Raw genomic sequence first — 15,685 nt, forward strand, 5'->3', positions numbered from 1 at the left:
GCCCATTGGTGCATGAATTGGAAAACGCCGCGCGGAGTCTGCGCGGCGTTTTTCGTGGGTCGTAGGCGTTCAGTCGTCCGTTACATGGATGGCGAATTGCTCCAGCCCGGCGTCCTGTGCCTCAATCGCGCGATAGCTTTCCTTGACAGCCGGCATCTGTCAGCTCGCGCATGACGGTCAGCAGAGTGTTGGGCGCGTGATCGGCGCAGAGGTCGGCCATATGGGCCAGCTCTTCCTCCGCCACGGGGCGGGCGGTATCGGCATTCGGGGCGCCATAGTAGCTGACAAAATGTTGTGCCAGCAAATCGGTGAGGGTGGCCAATTCACCCTCTTCGATCTTGGTCACCGCGACAAAGGTGGAGCGCCCGCCGGTTTCCAGCCCCATCCAGCCATTGGCAAAGGCCTGGCGCTGTTTGCCGATCAGATCCGCCTCTTCCCAGTTGGAAAATTCAAACCCGCCGGAAATGCACCACTCCCCGGTGCGGGCGGGGCTGGCAAAGACGTTCTGATCGCTTTCGTCGAAGTGAATGGCGCGGGCAAGCTGCATCATGGAGTCTCCAGTAGCGTGGTGAGCGGGATCAGATGGGTGGTGGTCTTGTCCCGCAAAAGCAGGCCGAAGTCCTCATCCACCCCGAGAAATGTACCGGTCCGGCCGTCGTGGGTTATGGTCTCGCCGATGTCCTGCGCCAACCCGCGCCAGGTGCTGTGAACCGGTTCGGTGCCTGCGTCTTCCCAGCGATTGATCCAGTGCAGCGCGTGGCGCGCCCAGCTTTCCAGCAATTGACCGGCATCCACATCGGCGCAGCCCTCAGCATAAAGCGCGGTATCTTCGGGGCGGTCGCCGGTTTCGCCATCTCTCGGCGGCCAGAGTGCCAGGTCGAGGCCAATGACCAGCCAGTCTGGCACCTCTGACGGTGCGGTGGTGCTGGCGGCGGCACGCAGGCGGCCGCAGCGCCCGCCATTGATGCGCAGCCCGCCATCCCATTGCAGGTGCACCGCCACCTCTGGCGGGGCCAGCGCGCCCAGTGCGTTTTGCAGCGCGATAGCGCAGACCGGCAGCATGGTCATCGCTTGCTGCAACGCCACCTCCGGCGCAAACACAAGAGCTGCCAGCAAGCGATCATGCGCAAGATTATGCACCACTAGGCCCGCATCACAGCCCAGCACCGCCTTCTGACAGGCCAGGGCAAAGGGATCCTCGGCCCCGTTGAGGGCCAGCCCCGCCATCAGAGGCGGGAAGCTGAGTTCGCTCATGTCCGCCACCGGATCAGGCCTGACCCTTGGCGACCAGATCGGCGGCCAGATCGTGGAACGCCTTGGCCTGCGCGCTGTCGGGTTTGCTGACCGCAATCGGCGCACCGCCGTCAGCCGCCACCCGTACGTCCAGATGCAGCGGGATTTCTGCCAGCAGCGGCACGTTCAGCTTATCAGCCTCAGCTGCGACGCCACCATGGCCGAAGACATGTTCCTCATGCCCGCAGTTGGAGCAGATATGCGTGGACATATTTTCCACCATACCGAGGATTGGCACATTCAGCTTCTGGAACATGTCGATGCCTTTGCGCGCATCGATCAGGGCGACATCCTGCGGGGTAGACACCACGATGGCGCCGTCCACATGGGCCTTTTGCGCCAGCGTCATCTGCACATCACCGGTGCCCGGTGGCAGGTCAACGATCAGCACATCCAGCGCGCCCCATTGCACCTGCATCATCATCTGCTGCAAGGCGCCCATCAGCATCGGACCACGCCAGACAACCGCCTGATCTTCGTTGGTCATCAGGCCGATCGACATCATGGTGACACCATGGTTGCGCATTGGCAGAATGGTCTTGCCATCCGGGCTGGCCGGGCGGCCAGAGACACCCAGCATCCGTGGCTGCGAGGGGCCATAGACATCGGCATCCAGCAGGCCAACACGGCGGCCCTGCGCGGCAAGCGCGCAGGCGATATTCGCCGAAACCGTCGATTTGCCAACACCGCCTTTGCCCGAGGCAACTGCGATGATCCGGTCAACGCCGGGGATCTTCTGCGGACCTTGAGGCTGCGCCGGTTTGTTCGGCTTCAGATCCGGCGGCGCCTTGGTGGAATGGGCGGTCAGCATGGCAGAGACCTTGCCCGCGCCGGGCAACGCTGTCACCCTGGCGTCGGCCTCATCGCGCACAGGCGCGTAGACGTCGGATTTCGCCGGGTCGATCTCCAGAACAAAGCGGACAGTGTCCTCTTCAATATTAAGCGCGCGGACGATGCCTGCGGCGACGATATCGCTGCCGGACACCGGGTCTTTGATGGTCTTGAGCGCCTCTAGGACAGTTTCACGAGTGAGGGACACGCCGGGGTTGCTCCTTCTTGGTGCGAGCTTGGGTCAAGCTGGCTTGATTGCTATTGATGATCTGCCGGGGTCGTCGCCTCGGCTGCAACAGTTCTTGACGGGGATGTAGATGGTTTCCTAGCATTTCATATGGTCTGGGTATGTAGTCTTTTGCGCAAATATACGGGGATACTGGTCGTGCTGGTATTTGCCGTTTCGATGCAGCCCATGGTCGCTCTGGCACAGGGTGATCCGCGCACGGTTCGGCTGATTGCGCCCCAGGCGCTCATGGACACCGGGGTGCTGGGATTCATGCTGCCGCGATTTTCGCTGAAAACACAGGTGCGGGTGGAGGTGGTCGAGCCGGGCGGAGACGCAGAGATCGCTTTGGGACCGCGGGGGGCACCGGTGATGGAGGGTGGCGGGATCATCTGGCATCTGGAGCTGATCACCCCGGATCACACGGGCGCGCAGCGGTTTGCGGATTGGCTGACCTCTGAGGTGGGCGGGCGCACGATTGCTGCCTTCGCCCCGGAGGGGACCCAGATGTTTCGCGTGCCCGCGCAACCGGATGCGCAGGAGGCTGTTGCCACATGGGATGGTGACGCCGGGAACGGGTATCATCTGTCGAAGGTCCATTGCGGACGCTGCCATGCGGTAGAGGAAGCCGGGCGGATCAATAGCATCGGCTCGACACCGTCGTTTTATGTTCTGCGCAGCCTTGCGGATTGGGAACAGCGGTTTCAGGCGTTCTATGCCTTGAATCCGCACCCCGCCTTTACCCAGGTCGCCGAGGTCACGCCGCCGTTTGATGAGGCGCGACCCTCGCCCATCGTCCCGGTGGAGATCACACTGGATGACCTGGAGAACATCCTGGCCTATGTGGCGGTACTCAGCCCCGCGGATCTGGGCGCACCGCTGGAGCATAAATAGGGGCGTCATCGTCTCTCGGTCCCTCAGGATCAATGATCCTTGCGTTTGCTGAGGTAGTCCTCGGTGGTTCGAACCTTGGGCCGCTCCGCGCCCGCGAAGGGAGAATTCTGCTGGTGAAACTGTGCGTTGACGCGGCAGTCGTCACACATCTGAATCATTCGGGCAGCATCCGGGTTGGCAAACATTGAGTGTTTCCCAGCCAGCTTCTCGGTGATCTTGTCGATGGTCGACTTCACACCGAACAGCGATCCGCATTCGACACAGGCAAAAGGCTCTTCCTCGTGCAGGACCACCTGTGACAACGCCGCTGACGTCAGGTTGAGGCGCGGTTCATAAGTGATCGCATCCTCCGGGCAGACATTGGCGCAGAGGCCACATTGCAGGCAGGCGTCCTCCTGAAAGCGCAGCTGCGGCAGGTCCGGATTGTCGCCAAGCGCGCCGGAGGGGCAGAGAGAGACACAAGAGAGGCAAAGCGTACAGTTGTCCGATGACACCAGCACCGCACCATAGGGCGCGCCCTCTGGCAGCGGCAGGGTCTCAGCCTCGGGCAGCAGTGCCTTGGCGGCCTGGCGGGTGATCTGGCGGCGGGTGCCCATGGGGCGTTGAGGTGTTTCGACCTGAGCCAAGGTGCCGTCGCGAGCAAACAGAACATCGCTGAGTTGATCCGGGTCACTGAGGTCGAGCAGATGCATGTGCGGACCGGCAATGGCCGCGGCGAGCGCGCTTTCGCGCTCCTGCACGTCGCGCTCACTCTTGGGAGAGAGCAGCACCGACACCTCAGTGAAACCGGCGGCGAGGGCGGCCAGACCCTCGGCATGACCAAAGCTGTTGAGCGCGTCCACTGCCAGCGGGATCACATCTGCAGGCAGGCCACGACCGTGGCGGGCCGCCAGTTCGATCATCTCGCTGCCGTGCTGGTCGACCACGAGAAGCCGGGGGGCGGGGCCGCCTGCGTCGAGATAAGCCTTCGCCAGTGTCTGGATCCGACGCATCAGCGCATCGGTTGGAGGTGCGTCATAGGTGATCGCACCGGAAGGGCAGAGCGAAGCACAGGATCCGCAGCCGCCACAGATCATCGGGTCAATGCTGACATGGTCGCCAGCAGGGCTGATGGCGCCGGTTGGGCAGACATCCAGACAGCGGGTGCAGCCAGTCTGGCCCGCGCGGGAATGGGCGCAAAGCAGTGGTTCACTGCGCACGTAGAGCGGCTTTTCAAAGGTGCCGATCAGTTGGCTTGCAGCAAGGGTGGCCTCAGCAACTGCCGGAGCGGATTTGGGATCGGCCCGCAGATAGCCGTCGCGTTTTTCGGGAGCCGGAAACAAGGCCTGACCGCCGCGCAGATCCAGAATGAGATCGCAGATCGACTGGCCGCCATTCCGGGCCTCGCCCCACGTCCAGTTGCGCCCGGTGACATCCAGCTGTTGCAACTGATCGATGGTGACGGCGAATTGCCCCAGCGCGCCCTTGGCGTGACGCAATTGTCCGGCAATCACGTCATAGGCACGGCTGTGAGGCGGGTCGCTTGGTGTGTCGAGCAGGACGGTCACTGCAAGGCTGTCCTGCAAACGCGCAGCCGCCGCATAGGCCACATCTGGTGCGCCGAGGATCAGGCACACCCCGTCGGACTGCAGGTCTATCGTCTTCGCAGGGGGCGGCGCCAACGTCGCTTCGGCGATCAGGGCGGTCATTTTGGGCAGCGTGTCGGCGGTATCTGCGGTCCAACCAGCCCGGTCGCGCAGGTCGATGAACCCTGGTGCAGGGGCGTCGATTTCTTCTGCCAGAGCCTCGAAAATGCGGTGCTCCTGAGCGCAGCAAATAATTGCATCCTCTTGCGTCAAGGCAGCGGCGGCCTGCTCGATCTCATCTGTGCAAAGCGCTGAATGCAGCTTGGAGCAGGGCAGACCGGTGCGGCGCGACAATGCCTCGGAATCGATGGATTGTGTTCCCGCACAATCACATAAAATCAACGTATTAGGCATGGGTTCTCCGCGTATTCTATGGTCTATCAGAGCAGCGTAATTCCGCCGCCTCGCGCTCAGACTAGGCATGTTTGCGCAAGCAGGTAAACCGCAATTCGCATCGTGAGTGTGCCGCCATCCCCGGCAAATCAAGCCGGTGATTCGCGCCACAGGCAGGCCGGGTTGCCCCAGCGTTAAGCCTGAGTGAATTAGTCAAAATAGACTTTTCGTCCGGGCGGTTCTGCGGGGTCATATCGGACTGGTCAATTTGACCATTGATGTTGATTTAATGCGCCATCAGCAAAAGTTATCTTTCGGCACAGCTGGGGAATGCGGCACTGTTGGGGCAGTCGAATTCATGAGCAGGGCATTGACGTGGCCGAACCCGCAGATCGCAGTGCAAAGACGGATATGATCCCGCTGGGCGTCGTATTGCGGCGCCAGCCGGGCGTGACGCGATGGGCGCGCTGGTCCTGGAAGGCGACCTCGGTCCTGCCAGGGGCGGCACCGGCGGACTGGCAGTTGCTGCGCGAAGCGGGGGAGACCCGTGAATTTCATGCCTCCACCCTGCCGCTGGAACTGCACCGCAGTGAGGCGGAGGCGTATCTGCATGGCCTCACGGCTGAGCCGCCCTGCATCTATGTGGTGCTGCGGGAGGGCGCGTCGGAGGATCGCCCACTGGAAGTGCTCTTGGTGACGGCTTCGCCCTATGAGGCGCAGGACTATGCCGACAACGGTGAGGATCTGGTGGAGAAAGTACCGATGCCAGATGGGCTGGTGGCCTGGATCCGGGATTTCGCACAGCTGCATTTCCATGATGAACCGTTCAAGAAACGTCGCCGGGATCGCGTAAAAACCGATGCGACTGAGGATGGTATCGGGGATCCGCGCATCTCCCAGCTGACCGATGTTTACCGGTCGCCCACGATGAAAAAGGCGCGCCTGTCATGAGCGGGGATGATTTCTGGTCCCGCCGCCGCGCCAAGGTTGCGGCTGAGCAGCAGGCGGAGGCCGAGGCGACCGCAGCCGCCGCGCGCGTTGCCGAAGAGCAAGCGCTTGAGGCGAAGAGCGATGCCGAACTTCTGGAAGAGCTGAACCTTCCGGATCCGGATCAGATGCAGCAGGGTGATGACTTCAGCGTTTTCCTGAAAGAGACCATTCCGGCCCGACTGCGGACCCGCGCGCTGCGACGTCTGTGGGCCAGCAATCCGGTGCTGGCGAATGTCGACGGGCTTTTGGACTACGGTGAGGATTTCACTGACAGCGCCATGGTGATCGAAAATCTGCAGACCGCCTATCAGGTGGGCAAGGGCATGACCGCCCATGTCGAAGAACTGGCGCGGCAGGCGGAAGAGGCAGCAGGCCGTGCAACGGGGATCGTCGCCGAGGTAGAAGATGAGGACCCTGCAGGAGAGAAGGCCGCGTCTGTGGATGAGGAAACCACCGCAACGGCCAGGCCCGTTGATCCGGTGCGCCGTCCGACCATGCCGCTGCTGTCGCCTGCGGATGCGGATGACGCGGAGGTGCCCATGCAGGAGGCCGCTGCGCCTGCCATCCCGACCGATGCGCCGCCATCTGCACCAGTCGCATCTGACCCAGTGATACCAGACCCGGTGGCGGCTGCGCCGCGGCGGATGCGCTTTACCTTCGCCGACGACACGGATGCGCCCGCGGCTTGACCATCGACCCGATCCAAAGACCAAGATGCCCCTCAAGGAGACACATATGACCGCCAAGGAAGCCCAGTCAGAGACCATCGCACAGGAGGTCAGCCCTGCCATCCCGCAGGATGAGGATCGTCTGCGCGCGGATCTCTATAACTTTCTGGGCCTGATGCTGTCCGGTCCGCCGGATGAGATGCTGCTCGCGCAGGTATCGGGGCTGGCTGGGGATGACACGGATCTGGGTACGGCAATCAATGCGCTGGCGAAACTGGCCAAGCTGACCAAACCGGCAGCTGCCGAGCGTGAGTTCAACAAGCTGTTCATCGGTCTCGGGCGCGGTGAGCTGCTGCCCTACGCAAGCTATTACCTCACCGGGTTCCTGAATGAAAAACCGCTGGCGGCCCTGCGGCAGGACATGGCCGCGCGCGGCATGACGCGGGCGCAGAATGTCTATGAGCCGGAGGATAATATCGCCTCGCTGATGGAAATGATGGGCGCGCTTATCGCGGGGCGCTTTGGCGCGGTGGCACCACTGAGCGACCAGAAACAGTTCTTCAACAAACACATCGGTCCTTGGGCCGGGCATTTCTATTCCGATCTTGAGGCGGCGAAGAACTCGGTGCTCTACGCCGCTGTCGGCGCCGTGGGCCGTGTCTTCATGGAGATTGAGTCCGAAGGATTTCGGATGAGCGCGGAGCAATCCGCCTGAGCCGGGCCGGTGCGCTAGCCCATAACCCTGTGAACCAACCATTTGAGGAGGAGGATCATATGACCAGAAAGACCGAGGAGGCCACCAGCCGCCGCGACTTTCTCAAGCTGGCAGCGACCACAACGCCAATTGCGGCAGTGGCGGTTGCAACGACCGGCGGCACGGCCGAGGCGGCCGAGCCAGACCTGACATCAGAGGTGATGCAGGACACCGCGCATACCCGCGCCTACTACGACAGCCTCCGGTTCTGACGCACCGGTGATGTTATGAACGCCCCCGGCGACTGGTTGCGTGACGCCCGACTGCCAAAGGCCCCCAATAACCCAGCGAACCCGTAAGGGAAGCAAGGGAGGAACACATGCTTAGGAAAAAGACCAACGGGGTTGCGCGACGCCCCCAGCGGACCAGTATCCTGTCCAAGGTTGCGGAAAGCTCCGTTGACCGCCGCGCGTTTCTGCGCGGATCCGGCCTGGCCATTGGTGGCCTTGCCGCCATCAGCGCCACAGGTGGATCTGTCACCAAGGCGAATGCCGCAACCGCTGCGGCAGGCGCGGTGGAAACCGTCAAATCTGTCTGCACCCACTGTTCGGTCGGCTGTACCGTCGTGGCAGAGGTGCAAAACGGCGTCTGGACCGGTCAGGAACCCGGTTGGGACAGCCCCTTCAACCTTGGTGCCCATTGCGCCAAAGGGGCCTCCGTGCGCGAACACGCCCATGGCGAACGCCGCCTGAAGTACCCGATGAAGAAAGAAGGCGGAGAGTGGAAGCGCATCAGCTGGGAACAGGCGATCAACGAGATCGGCGACGGCATGATGCAGATCCGCGAAGAAAGCGGGCCGGACTCCGTCTACTGGCTGGGGTCAGCCAAGCACAACAACGAACAGGCCTATCTGTTCCGCAAATTCGCCGCCTATTGGGGCACCAATAACGTCGACCATCAGGCGCGGATCTGTCACTCGACCACCGTTGCAGGTGTTGCAAATACATGGGGCTACGGCGCCATGACCAACAGCTACAATGACATCCATAACTCCAAGGCCATCTTCATCATCGGTGGCAACCCGGCAGAGGCGCATCCCGTCTCGCTGTTGCACGTGCTGAAGGCCAAGGAGCAGAACAACGCGCCGCTGATCGTATGTGATCCGCGCTTTACCCGCACGGCGGCTCATGCCGACGAATATGTGCGCTTCCGTCCCGGCACCGATGTGGCGCTGGTCTGGGGCATCCTGTGGCACATCTTTGACAACAGCTGGGAAGACAAGGAATTCATCCGCACCCGTGTCTGGGGGATGGATCAGATCCGCGAAGAAGTGGCCAAATGGACGCCTGAGGAAGTCGAACGTGTGACCGGCACCCCCGGTAGCCAGCTGAAGCGCGTGGCGCGGACATTGGCCAACAACCGTCCCGGCACTGTGATCTGGTGTATGGGTGGCACCCAGCACACTACCGGTAACAACAACACCCGCGCCTATTGCATCCTTCAGCTTGCGCTGGGGAACATGGGCACCTCGGGTGGCGGCACCAATATCTTCCGTGGCCATGACAACGTGCAGGGCGCAACCGATCTTGGCGTTCTGAGCCACACGTTGCCGGGTTACTATGGCCTTTCCAAAGGCGCCTGGGCCCATTGGGGCCGTGTCTGGGGCGAGGATGGTGAGTGGCTGTCGGCGCAGTTTGACTCCGTCAAAGGGGCCGACGGCAAGGATAAATCGCTGCAGAACCTGACGGGCATCCCGGTCAGCCGCTGGATCGACGGTATCCTTGAAGACAAGGACAACATGGATCAGCCGAACAACGTGCGGGCCATGGTTCTGTGGGGCCACGCGCCGAACTCTCAGACCCGTATGACGGAGATGAAGACGGCGATGGAGAAGCTGGACATGCTGGTCGTTGTTGACCCGTATCCCACCGTCTCTGCCGTGCTGCATGATCGCACCGATGGTGTTTACCTGCTGCCCGCCTGTACCCAGTTCGAGACCCGTGGATCGGTCACCGCGTCGAACCGGTCTTTGCAGTGGCGTGACAAGATCGTCGATCCGCTGTTCGAGAGCCTGCCAGATCACGTGATCATCGCCAAGTTCGCGAACAAGTTCGGCTGGGGCGACCGGTTCTTCCGCAATATTGAGATGGAAGATGCCGAAACCCCGAATGTCGAAAGCATCACGCGCGAATTCAACAAGGGTATGTGGACCATCGGCTACACCGGTCAATCACCGGAGCGGATGAAGTTGCATATGGCCAATCAGCACACCTTTGACCGCACCACGCTGCGGGCCGTGGGTGGTCCTGCTGACGGGGACTACTACGGTATGCCTTGGCCCTGCTGGGGCACCGCCGAAATGGGGCATCCGGGGACGCCGAACCTTTATGATATGTCCAAACCGGTGTCCGAAGGAGGCCTGACCTTCCGCGCGCGCTTCGGCGTGGAGCGGGATGGCGACAACCTTCTGGCCGAGGGTGTCTATTCTGCAGGGTCGGATATTCAGGATGGCTATCCCGAATTCACCTATCAGATGCTGAAGGATCTGGGCTGGCACACCGAACTGACCCCAAGTGAGCGGGCGTTCATCGCCAAGGCAGCTGGAGTGGACGGCTTTGCCGACTACACCCATGAAGTTGGGGAACAAAGCATGTCGCCCTTCCCGTCGGACTACGACGACAAGGTCGCCAAGGTGAACTGGAAGACGGATTTGTCCGGTGGCATCCAGCGGGTAGCGATTGCCCATGAGTGTGCGCCCTTCGGCAATGCCAAGGCGCGGGCCGTGGTCTGGACCTTCCCTGATCCGGTGCCCATCCACCGCGAACCGCTTTACACCAACCGCCGGGATCTGGTCGAAGACTACCCGACATATGAGGACCGTCATTCCTACCGTCTGCCGACCCTCTATGCGTCGATCCAGAAAAACGACGTCTCCAAGGAATATCCGATCATCCTGACCTCTGGTCGTCTGGTCGAATACGAAGGCGGCGGCGAGGAAACCCGGTCCAATCCGTGGCTGGCAGAACTGCAGCAGGACATGTTTGTCGAAATCCACCCGCGCGATGCCAACAATATCGGCATTCGGGATGGATCGCAGGTCTGGGTCGAAGGTCCGGAGGGCGGCAAGGTCAAGGTCATGGCAATGGTCACAGAGCGGGTCGGAGAGGGCGTTGCCTTCATGCCGTTCCACTTTGGCGGTCACTACCAGGGCGAAGATCTGCGCGACAAATACCCCGATGGAGCTGACCCCTATGTCTTGGGCGAAAGTGCCAATACCGCGCAGACCTATGGCTATGACAGCGTGACCCAGATGCAGGAGAGCAAGTGTACTCTCTGCAAGATCAGCGCAGCATAAGGAGAAAGAGATATGGCAAGAGCGAAGTTTCTCTGTGACGCCGAACGCTGCATTGAATGCAACGCCTGTGTCACGGCCTGTAAGAACGAGCATGAGGTGCCTTGGGGTATCAACCGGCGCCGGGTGGTGACCATCAATGATGGCAAGCCCGGCGAGCGGTCGATCTCGGTCGCCTGTATGCATTGCTCGGACGCGCCCTGCATGGCGGTGTGCCCGGTCGACTGTTTCTACCAGAACGAGGAAGGCGTGGTCCTGCACTCCAAGGATCTCTGCATTGGCTGCGGCTACTGCTTCTACGCGTGCCCCTTTGGCGCGCCGCAATATCCGCAGGCAGGCAACTTTGGCAGCCGTGGCAAGATGGACAAATGCACCTTCTGCGCCGGTGGCCCTGAGGAGACGCATTCCAATGCGGAATTCTCCAAATACGGTCGCAACCGGATTGCAGAGGGCAAGCTGCCCATCTGCGCCGAAATGTGCTCGACCAAGGCGCTGCTGGCGGGTGACGGTGATGTCGTCTCAGCCGTTTACCGCGAACGTGTGGTGGCCCGTGGCTTTGGCTCCGGCGCCTGGGGCTGGGGTACAGCCTATGACCAGAAGGGCGGCTGATCAGCCTCCTTTAACATGATGGGATGGCCCGCGAGCGCGGGCCGTCCCGTTTCCTTATTCAGTTTTCAAGACAACCCATGAAGGAGTGTGGCCCATGCTGCGCATCGCCTTTGCAATTCTGATGCAGCTGACGTTGATAGCTGGGATCGCTGCGGCGCAGGACGCACCAGATGCCCCTGCGGCGGGTGCTGTGCCAGATCGCAGTGCCACAGGCGGCGCGCAGACGCTTGAGGATATTCTGGCGCGGCAGCGCGGGGAAAAAATTGACGACAGCTTTCGCAGTGATGACACGGGCGCGGCGGCCCTGGGGGCTGGGTTGACGGAACAGCTGGGCACGCTTGGCGGCGCGTCTGACCCTGAGTTGTGGCGCGCAATCCGTTACAACGCTGCTGACCTGCGCGTGTCGGCAGGCGGCGATGTGGCCACCGTACTGGTGCAGGATGGTGGCATGCGCTGGCTGACCTTCCGCGAGGGGCCGTTGCGTACCTACGGTGGCTGGCTGCTGCTGGGCACTATTGCGGCGCTGGCCCTGTTTTATCTGCTGCGCGGTCGCATCCGCATTGACGAGCCCGCAACCGGGCGCAGCGTGACGCGGTTTCAGTTTATCGAACGGTTTGCCCATTGGATGCTGGCGGGGTCGTTTATCCTGCTTGGCCTTACTGGGTTGGCCAGCCTGTTTGGTCGTCTGGTGATTGCGCCTTATCTCGGCAAGGAGATCAATGCAGGCCTGTTGATCTGGAGCAAATGGGTGCACAACAACGTCTCTTGGGCATTCATGCTGGCGCTGGTCATGGTGTTTGTCATGTGGGTCGCCCATAATATTCCGAACCGGACAGATCTGGTGTGGATCCGCCAGATGGGCGGTATCGTCGGTAAATCGCACCCGTGCAGCGAAAAAATTCAACTTTGGTCAGAAATTGATCTTCTGGTCGGTGATCGTTTTCGGTGTTTCCATTTCTGTCTCGGGATTGTCGCTGTTGTTTCCGTTTGAAATCCAGCTTTTTGCCAAGACCTTTGCCATTCTGAACGATTTGGGGCTGCCACAGCTTGTGGGATATGGCTCGCTGCCGGTTGAACTGGCACCGCAGGAGGAAATGCAGCTGGCGCAGAGCTGGCACGCAATCCTCAGCTTTGTGCTGATGGCGATCATTCTGGCACATATCTACATCGGGTCACTTGGCATGGAAGGCGCCTTTGACGCCATGGGCAGCGGCGATGTGGATGAGGCTTGGGCGCATCAACACCACTCTCTCTGGTTGGACGAGATGCGTGAAAAGGGTGAAGTCACCCCCGATAGCACGGGTAGTGGTGGCGCCAAGGGCGCAACACCGGCGGAGTGATCGGCGGTGGTCCGCCGCATGTCAGCACGCGCCGGTATGTCCCGCAAAATCTGCGCTATTTTGGGGGCGGCAGCGCTGTTGTGGATGGGTGTCGGCGGTTACGCGGACGCAGATGAATTCGCCACATTAAAGGGTCATGGCGGCCCGGTCATGGCACTGGCGGTGTCGCCGGAGGGGCAGGTGGCCACCGGCAGTTTCGACAATGCGGTGGGGCTGTGGCATGATCGCAGCCCGCGCTGGCTTGAGGCTCATGACGCGGCTGTGACCGCACTTGCATTCATTGATGCCGGGCGACTGGTCACCGCAGGAGATGATTTTGCGCTCTACCTCTGGCCTCAGGGCAGCGGTAAGGCAGAGCTGATCGGGCGGCATCAGGGCAAGATCCGGGCACTGGCCGTGACCCCGGACCATGAAACCCTTGTGTCAGCGAGCTGGGATGGGGAGATTGGCCTTTGGCCGCTTGATGATGGCTCCGAGCGGCGGATCACGGTTGGCAGCGGGATCAACGATGTTGCGGTCGGATCGGACGGATCTATCTATGCGGCTACCATGAGCGGGCAGATCCTAGTCTACGAGGATGTCGACAGCCCGCCGCGTCGGCTAGTGGATCAGGGGTTCGGGATCAACCAGCTGGTGTTGGGACCGAATGGCGATTGGCTGGCCTATGGGGCTGTGGATGGTGCCACCCGTGTTGTTGACAGTCAGAGCGGCGATCCGGTTGCGGATTTCACGCTGGAGCGGCGGCCCATTCTGGCAATGGCGCATCACGCGGAGACAGCGCGGCTCGCCGTAGGGGACGGGCAGGGCTATATCATGATGGTGGATACGGAGACCTGGCGCATCAGCGCCGATTTTCGCGCCACCCGTGCGGGGCCGGTCTGGGCATTGGATTTCGCGCCGGACGGGCGAACGATCTGGGCTGCGGGGCTGGATGATCTGGCCTATGGCTGGCCTGTTGCGCTGATGGGAGAGGCTGAAGCGCAGATCGCGGGCAACCGCGGGTTCCTGAAAGACCCGGCCACGATGCCCAACGGGGAGCGGCAATTTATGCGGAAATGTTCCATCTGCCACGCGCTTGACCCAGAAGACAGCCGTAAGGCGGGACCAAGTCTGCATGATGTCTTTGGCCGACGGGCGGGAACGCTGGCCGGGTATAGATATTCAGAGGTCCTTGATGGATCTGATATAACTTGGGGAGAGGCGACGATCGATGCCCTCTTCGATCTGGGGCCGGATCACTATATTCCGGGTTCCAAGATGCCGATGCAGCGGATTACGGACCCGCAGGACCGGCGCGATTTGATTGCGTTTCTGAAACGCGCAACCAAGGTGGAGAAGTGACCAAATGAAAGCCATGTTGACGGGATTTGCCGCCATCATCGTGATTGCTGCCGGTGCGAATTTCGCGCTGGATCAGGCAGGATTTGCCGCTGAAGAGGTGCATTCCGGCCCCTCTGTGCGACTGGACTGACCGTGCTGACAGCTGCGTCGCCGCCCCGCGATGAATATGGGGAAAACCTTGCGGGTGCGTCGATACTGGTGATCGACGACGAACCCGGTATGCGCAACTTCATGACGAAGATCCTGACCCCTCGTTGCAAGCGGGTGGAGCAGGCGGCCTCGGCCGCGGAGGCGTCGAATATTCTGGATCAGGCGCATTTCGATCTGATCATCCTCGACAATATCATGCCGGGCAAGACGGGTCTGGAATGGGTGCAGGAGCAGCATAAGGTCGGCCTGTTTGCGGACACGGTTCTGGTCACCGCCTATGCGGATCTGGAAACCGCCATTCAGGCCTTAAGGGTGGGCGTCGCGGATTTCGTTCTGAAGCCGTTCCGCGCCAATCAGATCCTGAACTCAGTCGCGCGCGCGCTGGATCGCAAGCATCTGCGGCAGGAGAATTATCTGCTGAAACATGCGCTCTCTGCCGAAGGCACGGCAACACGCGGGCGGCTGTTGGGGAAATCCCCGGCGATTCAGACCGCGCGCGACATGATCACCCGGCTGGCACCGCTGCCCACACCGGTTCTGTTCACGGGCGCCAGCGGTACGGGCAAGGAAATCGCCGCGCGGACGCTGCATTCGCTGTCGGACCGGGCGGAAAAACCCTTTGTTGCAGTCAACTGCGCTGCGATTGCGCCGGACCGGATCGCACATGAGCTGTTCGGCATGGTGGATGCGCAGGACCGCAGGCAGGACGGCTTGTTTCTCTATTCCGATGGGGGGACGCTGTTCCTGGATGAGGTCGCGCAGATGCCGGAGCAGGTGCAGGCGGCCCTCTTGCGGGTGCTAGAGGATCAGCGCATCCGCCCGGTCGGCGCCGAACGCGATATCCCGCTCAATCTGCGGTTCTTGTTCGCCACCAATGCCGATCTGGAACAGGCGGTGGCCGAGGGACGGTTCCGGGCGGATTTGTACCACAGGATCAATGTGGTGAATATCCAGATGCCGCCGCTGAGTGAGCGGGTTGAGGATATCGTGGAGCTGGCGGCACTCTTCATGGAGCAGTTTTCCACCACGCTGGCGATGCCCGCGCTTGAACTGGACGCTGAGACCCTGTTGAAATTCAGTCGCTATGACTGGCCGGGAAATGTGCGCGAGTTGCGCAATCTGATCGAACGCTCGGTCATTCTGGGTGCATTTCCAGAGGAATTTGCAGGCACGGGCGCGGTAACAGGGTCGGCCGCGATGGATACGCTGGATCTGGTGATGCAACGCCACATCATGCATGTTCTGGATGCTTGTGAGGGCAACCGGGCAGAGGCAGCCCGCAGGCTCGGCGTCTCGCGCAAGACCGTGGATCGCAAATGTGCCAGTTGGGGTCTTTGAT

The 15,685-nt window shown here is 61.5% G+C and carries 13 protein-coding genes and 2 pseudogenes; 11 read left to right on the top strand and 4 right to left on the bottom strand.

Annotated features, from left to right (window positions below; all coding sequences use genetic code 11):
* Positions 1 to 69: 69 nt before the first annotated feature.
* From L0Z65_RS00470 to apbC, 3 genes and pseudogenes are all read right to left on the bottom strand, one after another.
* Positions 70 to 547: pseudogene (locus L0Z65_RS00470) on the bottom strand (DUF6505 family protein).
* Positions 547 to 1,254: a DUF4444 domain-containing protein gene (locus L0Z65_RS00475; RefSeq protein ID WP_405109755.1), complete on the bottom strand. Its 708-nt coding sequence runs from the start codon at positions 1,252 to 1,254 to the stop codon at positions 547 to 549. The pseudogene L0Z65_RS00470 and the gene L0Z65_RS00475 overlap by 1 nt, the downstream one beginning before the upstream one ends.
* 13 nt (positions 1,255 to 1,267) lie before the next feature.
* Positions 1,268 to 2,332, bottom strand: a complete 1,065-nt coding sequence (apbC, locus tag L0Z65_RS00480; protein ID WP_096872345.1) for an iron-sulfur cluster carrier protein ApbC — start codon at positions 2,330 to 2,332, stop codon at positions 1,268 to 1,270.
* A gap of 177 nt (positions 2,333 to 2,509) precedes the next feature.
* Here apbC and L0Z65_RS00485 point away from each other — a divergent pair, with 177 nt between their 5' ends.
* Positions 2,510 to 3,244 carry a hypothetical protein gene (locus L0Z65_RS00485; RefSeq protein ID WP_405109758.1) on the top strand — a complete coding sequence of 245 codons (735 nt, stop codon included), beginning with the start codon at positions 2,510 to 2,512 and terminating at the stop codon, positions 3,242 to 3,244.
* Between the two features lie 29 nt (positions 3,245 to 3,273).
* On the opposite strand, the gene L0Z65_RS00490 is transcribed toward L0Z65_RS00485, so the two are convergent.
* The gene (locus L0Z65_RS00490; RefSeq protein WP_405109761.1) at positions 3,274 to 5,223 is read right to left on the bottom strand and encodes a 4Fe-4S binding protein; all 1,950 of its coding nucleotides are present in this window, start codon (positions 5,221 to 5,223) and stop codon (positions 3,274 to 3,276) included.
* 390 nt (positions 5,224 to 5,613) lie between these two features.
* On the opposite strand from L0Z65_RS00490, the gene L0Z65_RS00495 reads away from it, so the two are divergent.
* The 10 genes and pseudogenes from L0Z65_RS00495 to L0Z65_RS00540 all read left to right on the top strand — a co-directional run bounded on the left by L0Z65_RS00495 (position 5,614) and on the right by L0Z65_RS00540 (position 15,684).
* Complete coding sequence (locus L0Z65_RS00495) at positions 5,614 to 6,153, top strand: DUF3305 domain-containing protein (RefSeq protein WP_405112412.1); 540 nt, start codon at positions 5,614 to 5,616, stop codon at positions 6,151 to 6,153.
* Positions 6,150 to 6,881 (top strand): DUF3306 domain-containing protein, encoded by a 732-nt coding sequence (locus tag L0Z65_RS00500; protein ID WP_405109764.1) that lies wholly within the window; start codon positions 6,150 to 6,152, stop codon positions 6,879 to 6,881. The genes L0Z65_RS00495 and L0Z65_RS00500 overlap by 4 nt, the downstream gene beginning before the upstream one ends.
* 46 nt (positions 6,882 to 6,927) lie before the next feature.
* Positions 6,928 to 7,575: a molecular chaperone gene (locus L0Z65_RS00505; RefSeq protein WP_040175636.1), complete on the top strand. Its 648-nt coding sequence runs from the start codon at positions 6,928 to 6,930 to the stop codon at positions 7,573 to 7,575.
* Positions 7,576 to 7,634: 59 nt separating this feature from the next.
* Positions 7,635 to 7,826: a twin-arginine translocation pathway signal protein gene (locus tag L0Z65_RS00510; protein ID WP_014875663.1), complete on the top strand. Its 192-nt coding sequence runs from the start codon at positions 7,635 to 7,637 to the stop codon at positions 7,824 to 7,826.
* A 107-nt stretch (positions 7,827 to 7,933) separates the two neighbouring features.
* Positions 7,934 to 10,909 (top strand): formate dehydrogenase subunit alpha, encoded by a 2,976-nt coding sequence (locus tag L0Z65_RS00515; RefSeq protein ID WP_405109770.1) that lies wholly within the window; start codon positions 7,934 to 7,936, stop codon positions 10,907 to 10,909.
* 12 nt (positions 10,910 to 10,921) lie between these two features.
* Positions 10,922 to 11,515 (top strand): formate dehydrogenase FDH3 subunit beta, encoded by a 594-nt coding sequence (gene fdh3B, locus L0Z65_RS00520; protein WP_014875661.1) that lies wholly within the window; start codon positions 10,922 to 10,924, stop codon positions 11,513 to 11,515.
* Between the two features lie 94 nt (positions 11,516 to 11,609).
* Positions 11,610 to 12,855 (top strand): annotated as a pseudogene (locus L0Z65_RS00525) (formate dehydrogenase subunit gamma).
* An 18-nt stretch (positions 12,856 to 12,873) separates the two neighbouring features.
* Positions 12,874 to 14,196 (top strand): c-type cytochrome, encoded by a 1,323-nt coding sequence (locus L0Z65_RS00530; protein WP_405109773.1) that lies wholly within the window; start codon positions 12,874 to 12,876, stop codon positions 14,194 to 14,196.
* Positions 14,197 to 14,200: 4 nt separating this feature from the next.
* Positions 14,201 to 14,326, top strand: coding sequence for a hypothetical protein (locus tag L0Z65_RS00535; protein ID WP_255352594.1), 126 nt, complete (start codon positions 14,201 to 14,203; stop codon positions 14,324 to 14,326).
* The gene (locus tag L0Z65_RS00540) at positions 14,323 to 15,684 is read left to right on the top strand and encodes a sigma-54-dependent transcriptional regulator (RefSeq protein ID WP_405112415.1); all 1,362 of its coding nucleotides are present in this window, start codon (positions 14,323 to 14,325) and stop codon (positions 15,682 to 15,684) included. The genes L0Z65_RS00535 and L0Z65_RS00540 overlap by 4 nt, the downstream gene beginning before the upstream one ends.
* Position 15,685: the final 1 nt, after the last annotated feature.

The sequence above is a fragment of the Phaeobacter sp. BS52 genome (assembly GCF_045040595.1).
In the GTDB taxonomy this organism is placed as follows: Bacteria; Pseudomonadota; Alphaproteobacteria; order Rhodobacterales; family Rhodobacteraceae; genus Phaeobacter; species Phaeobacter piscinae.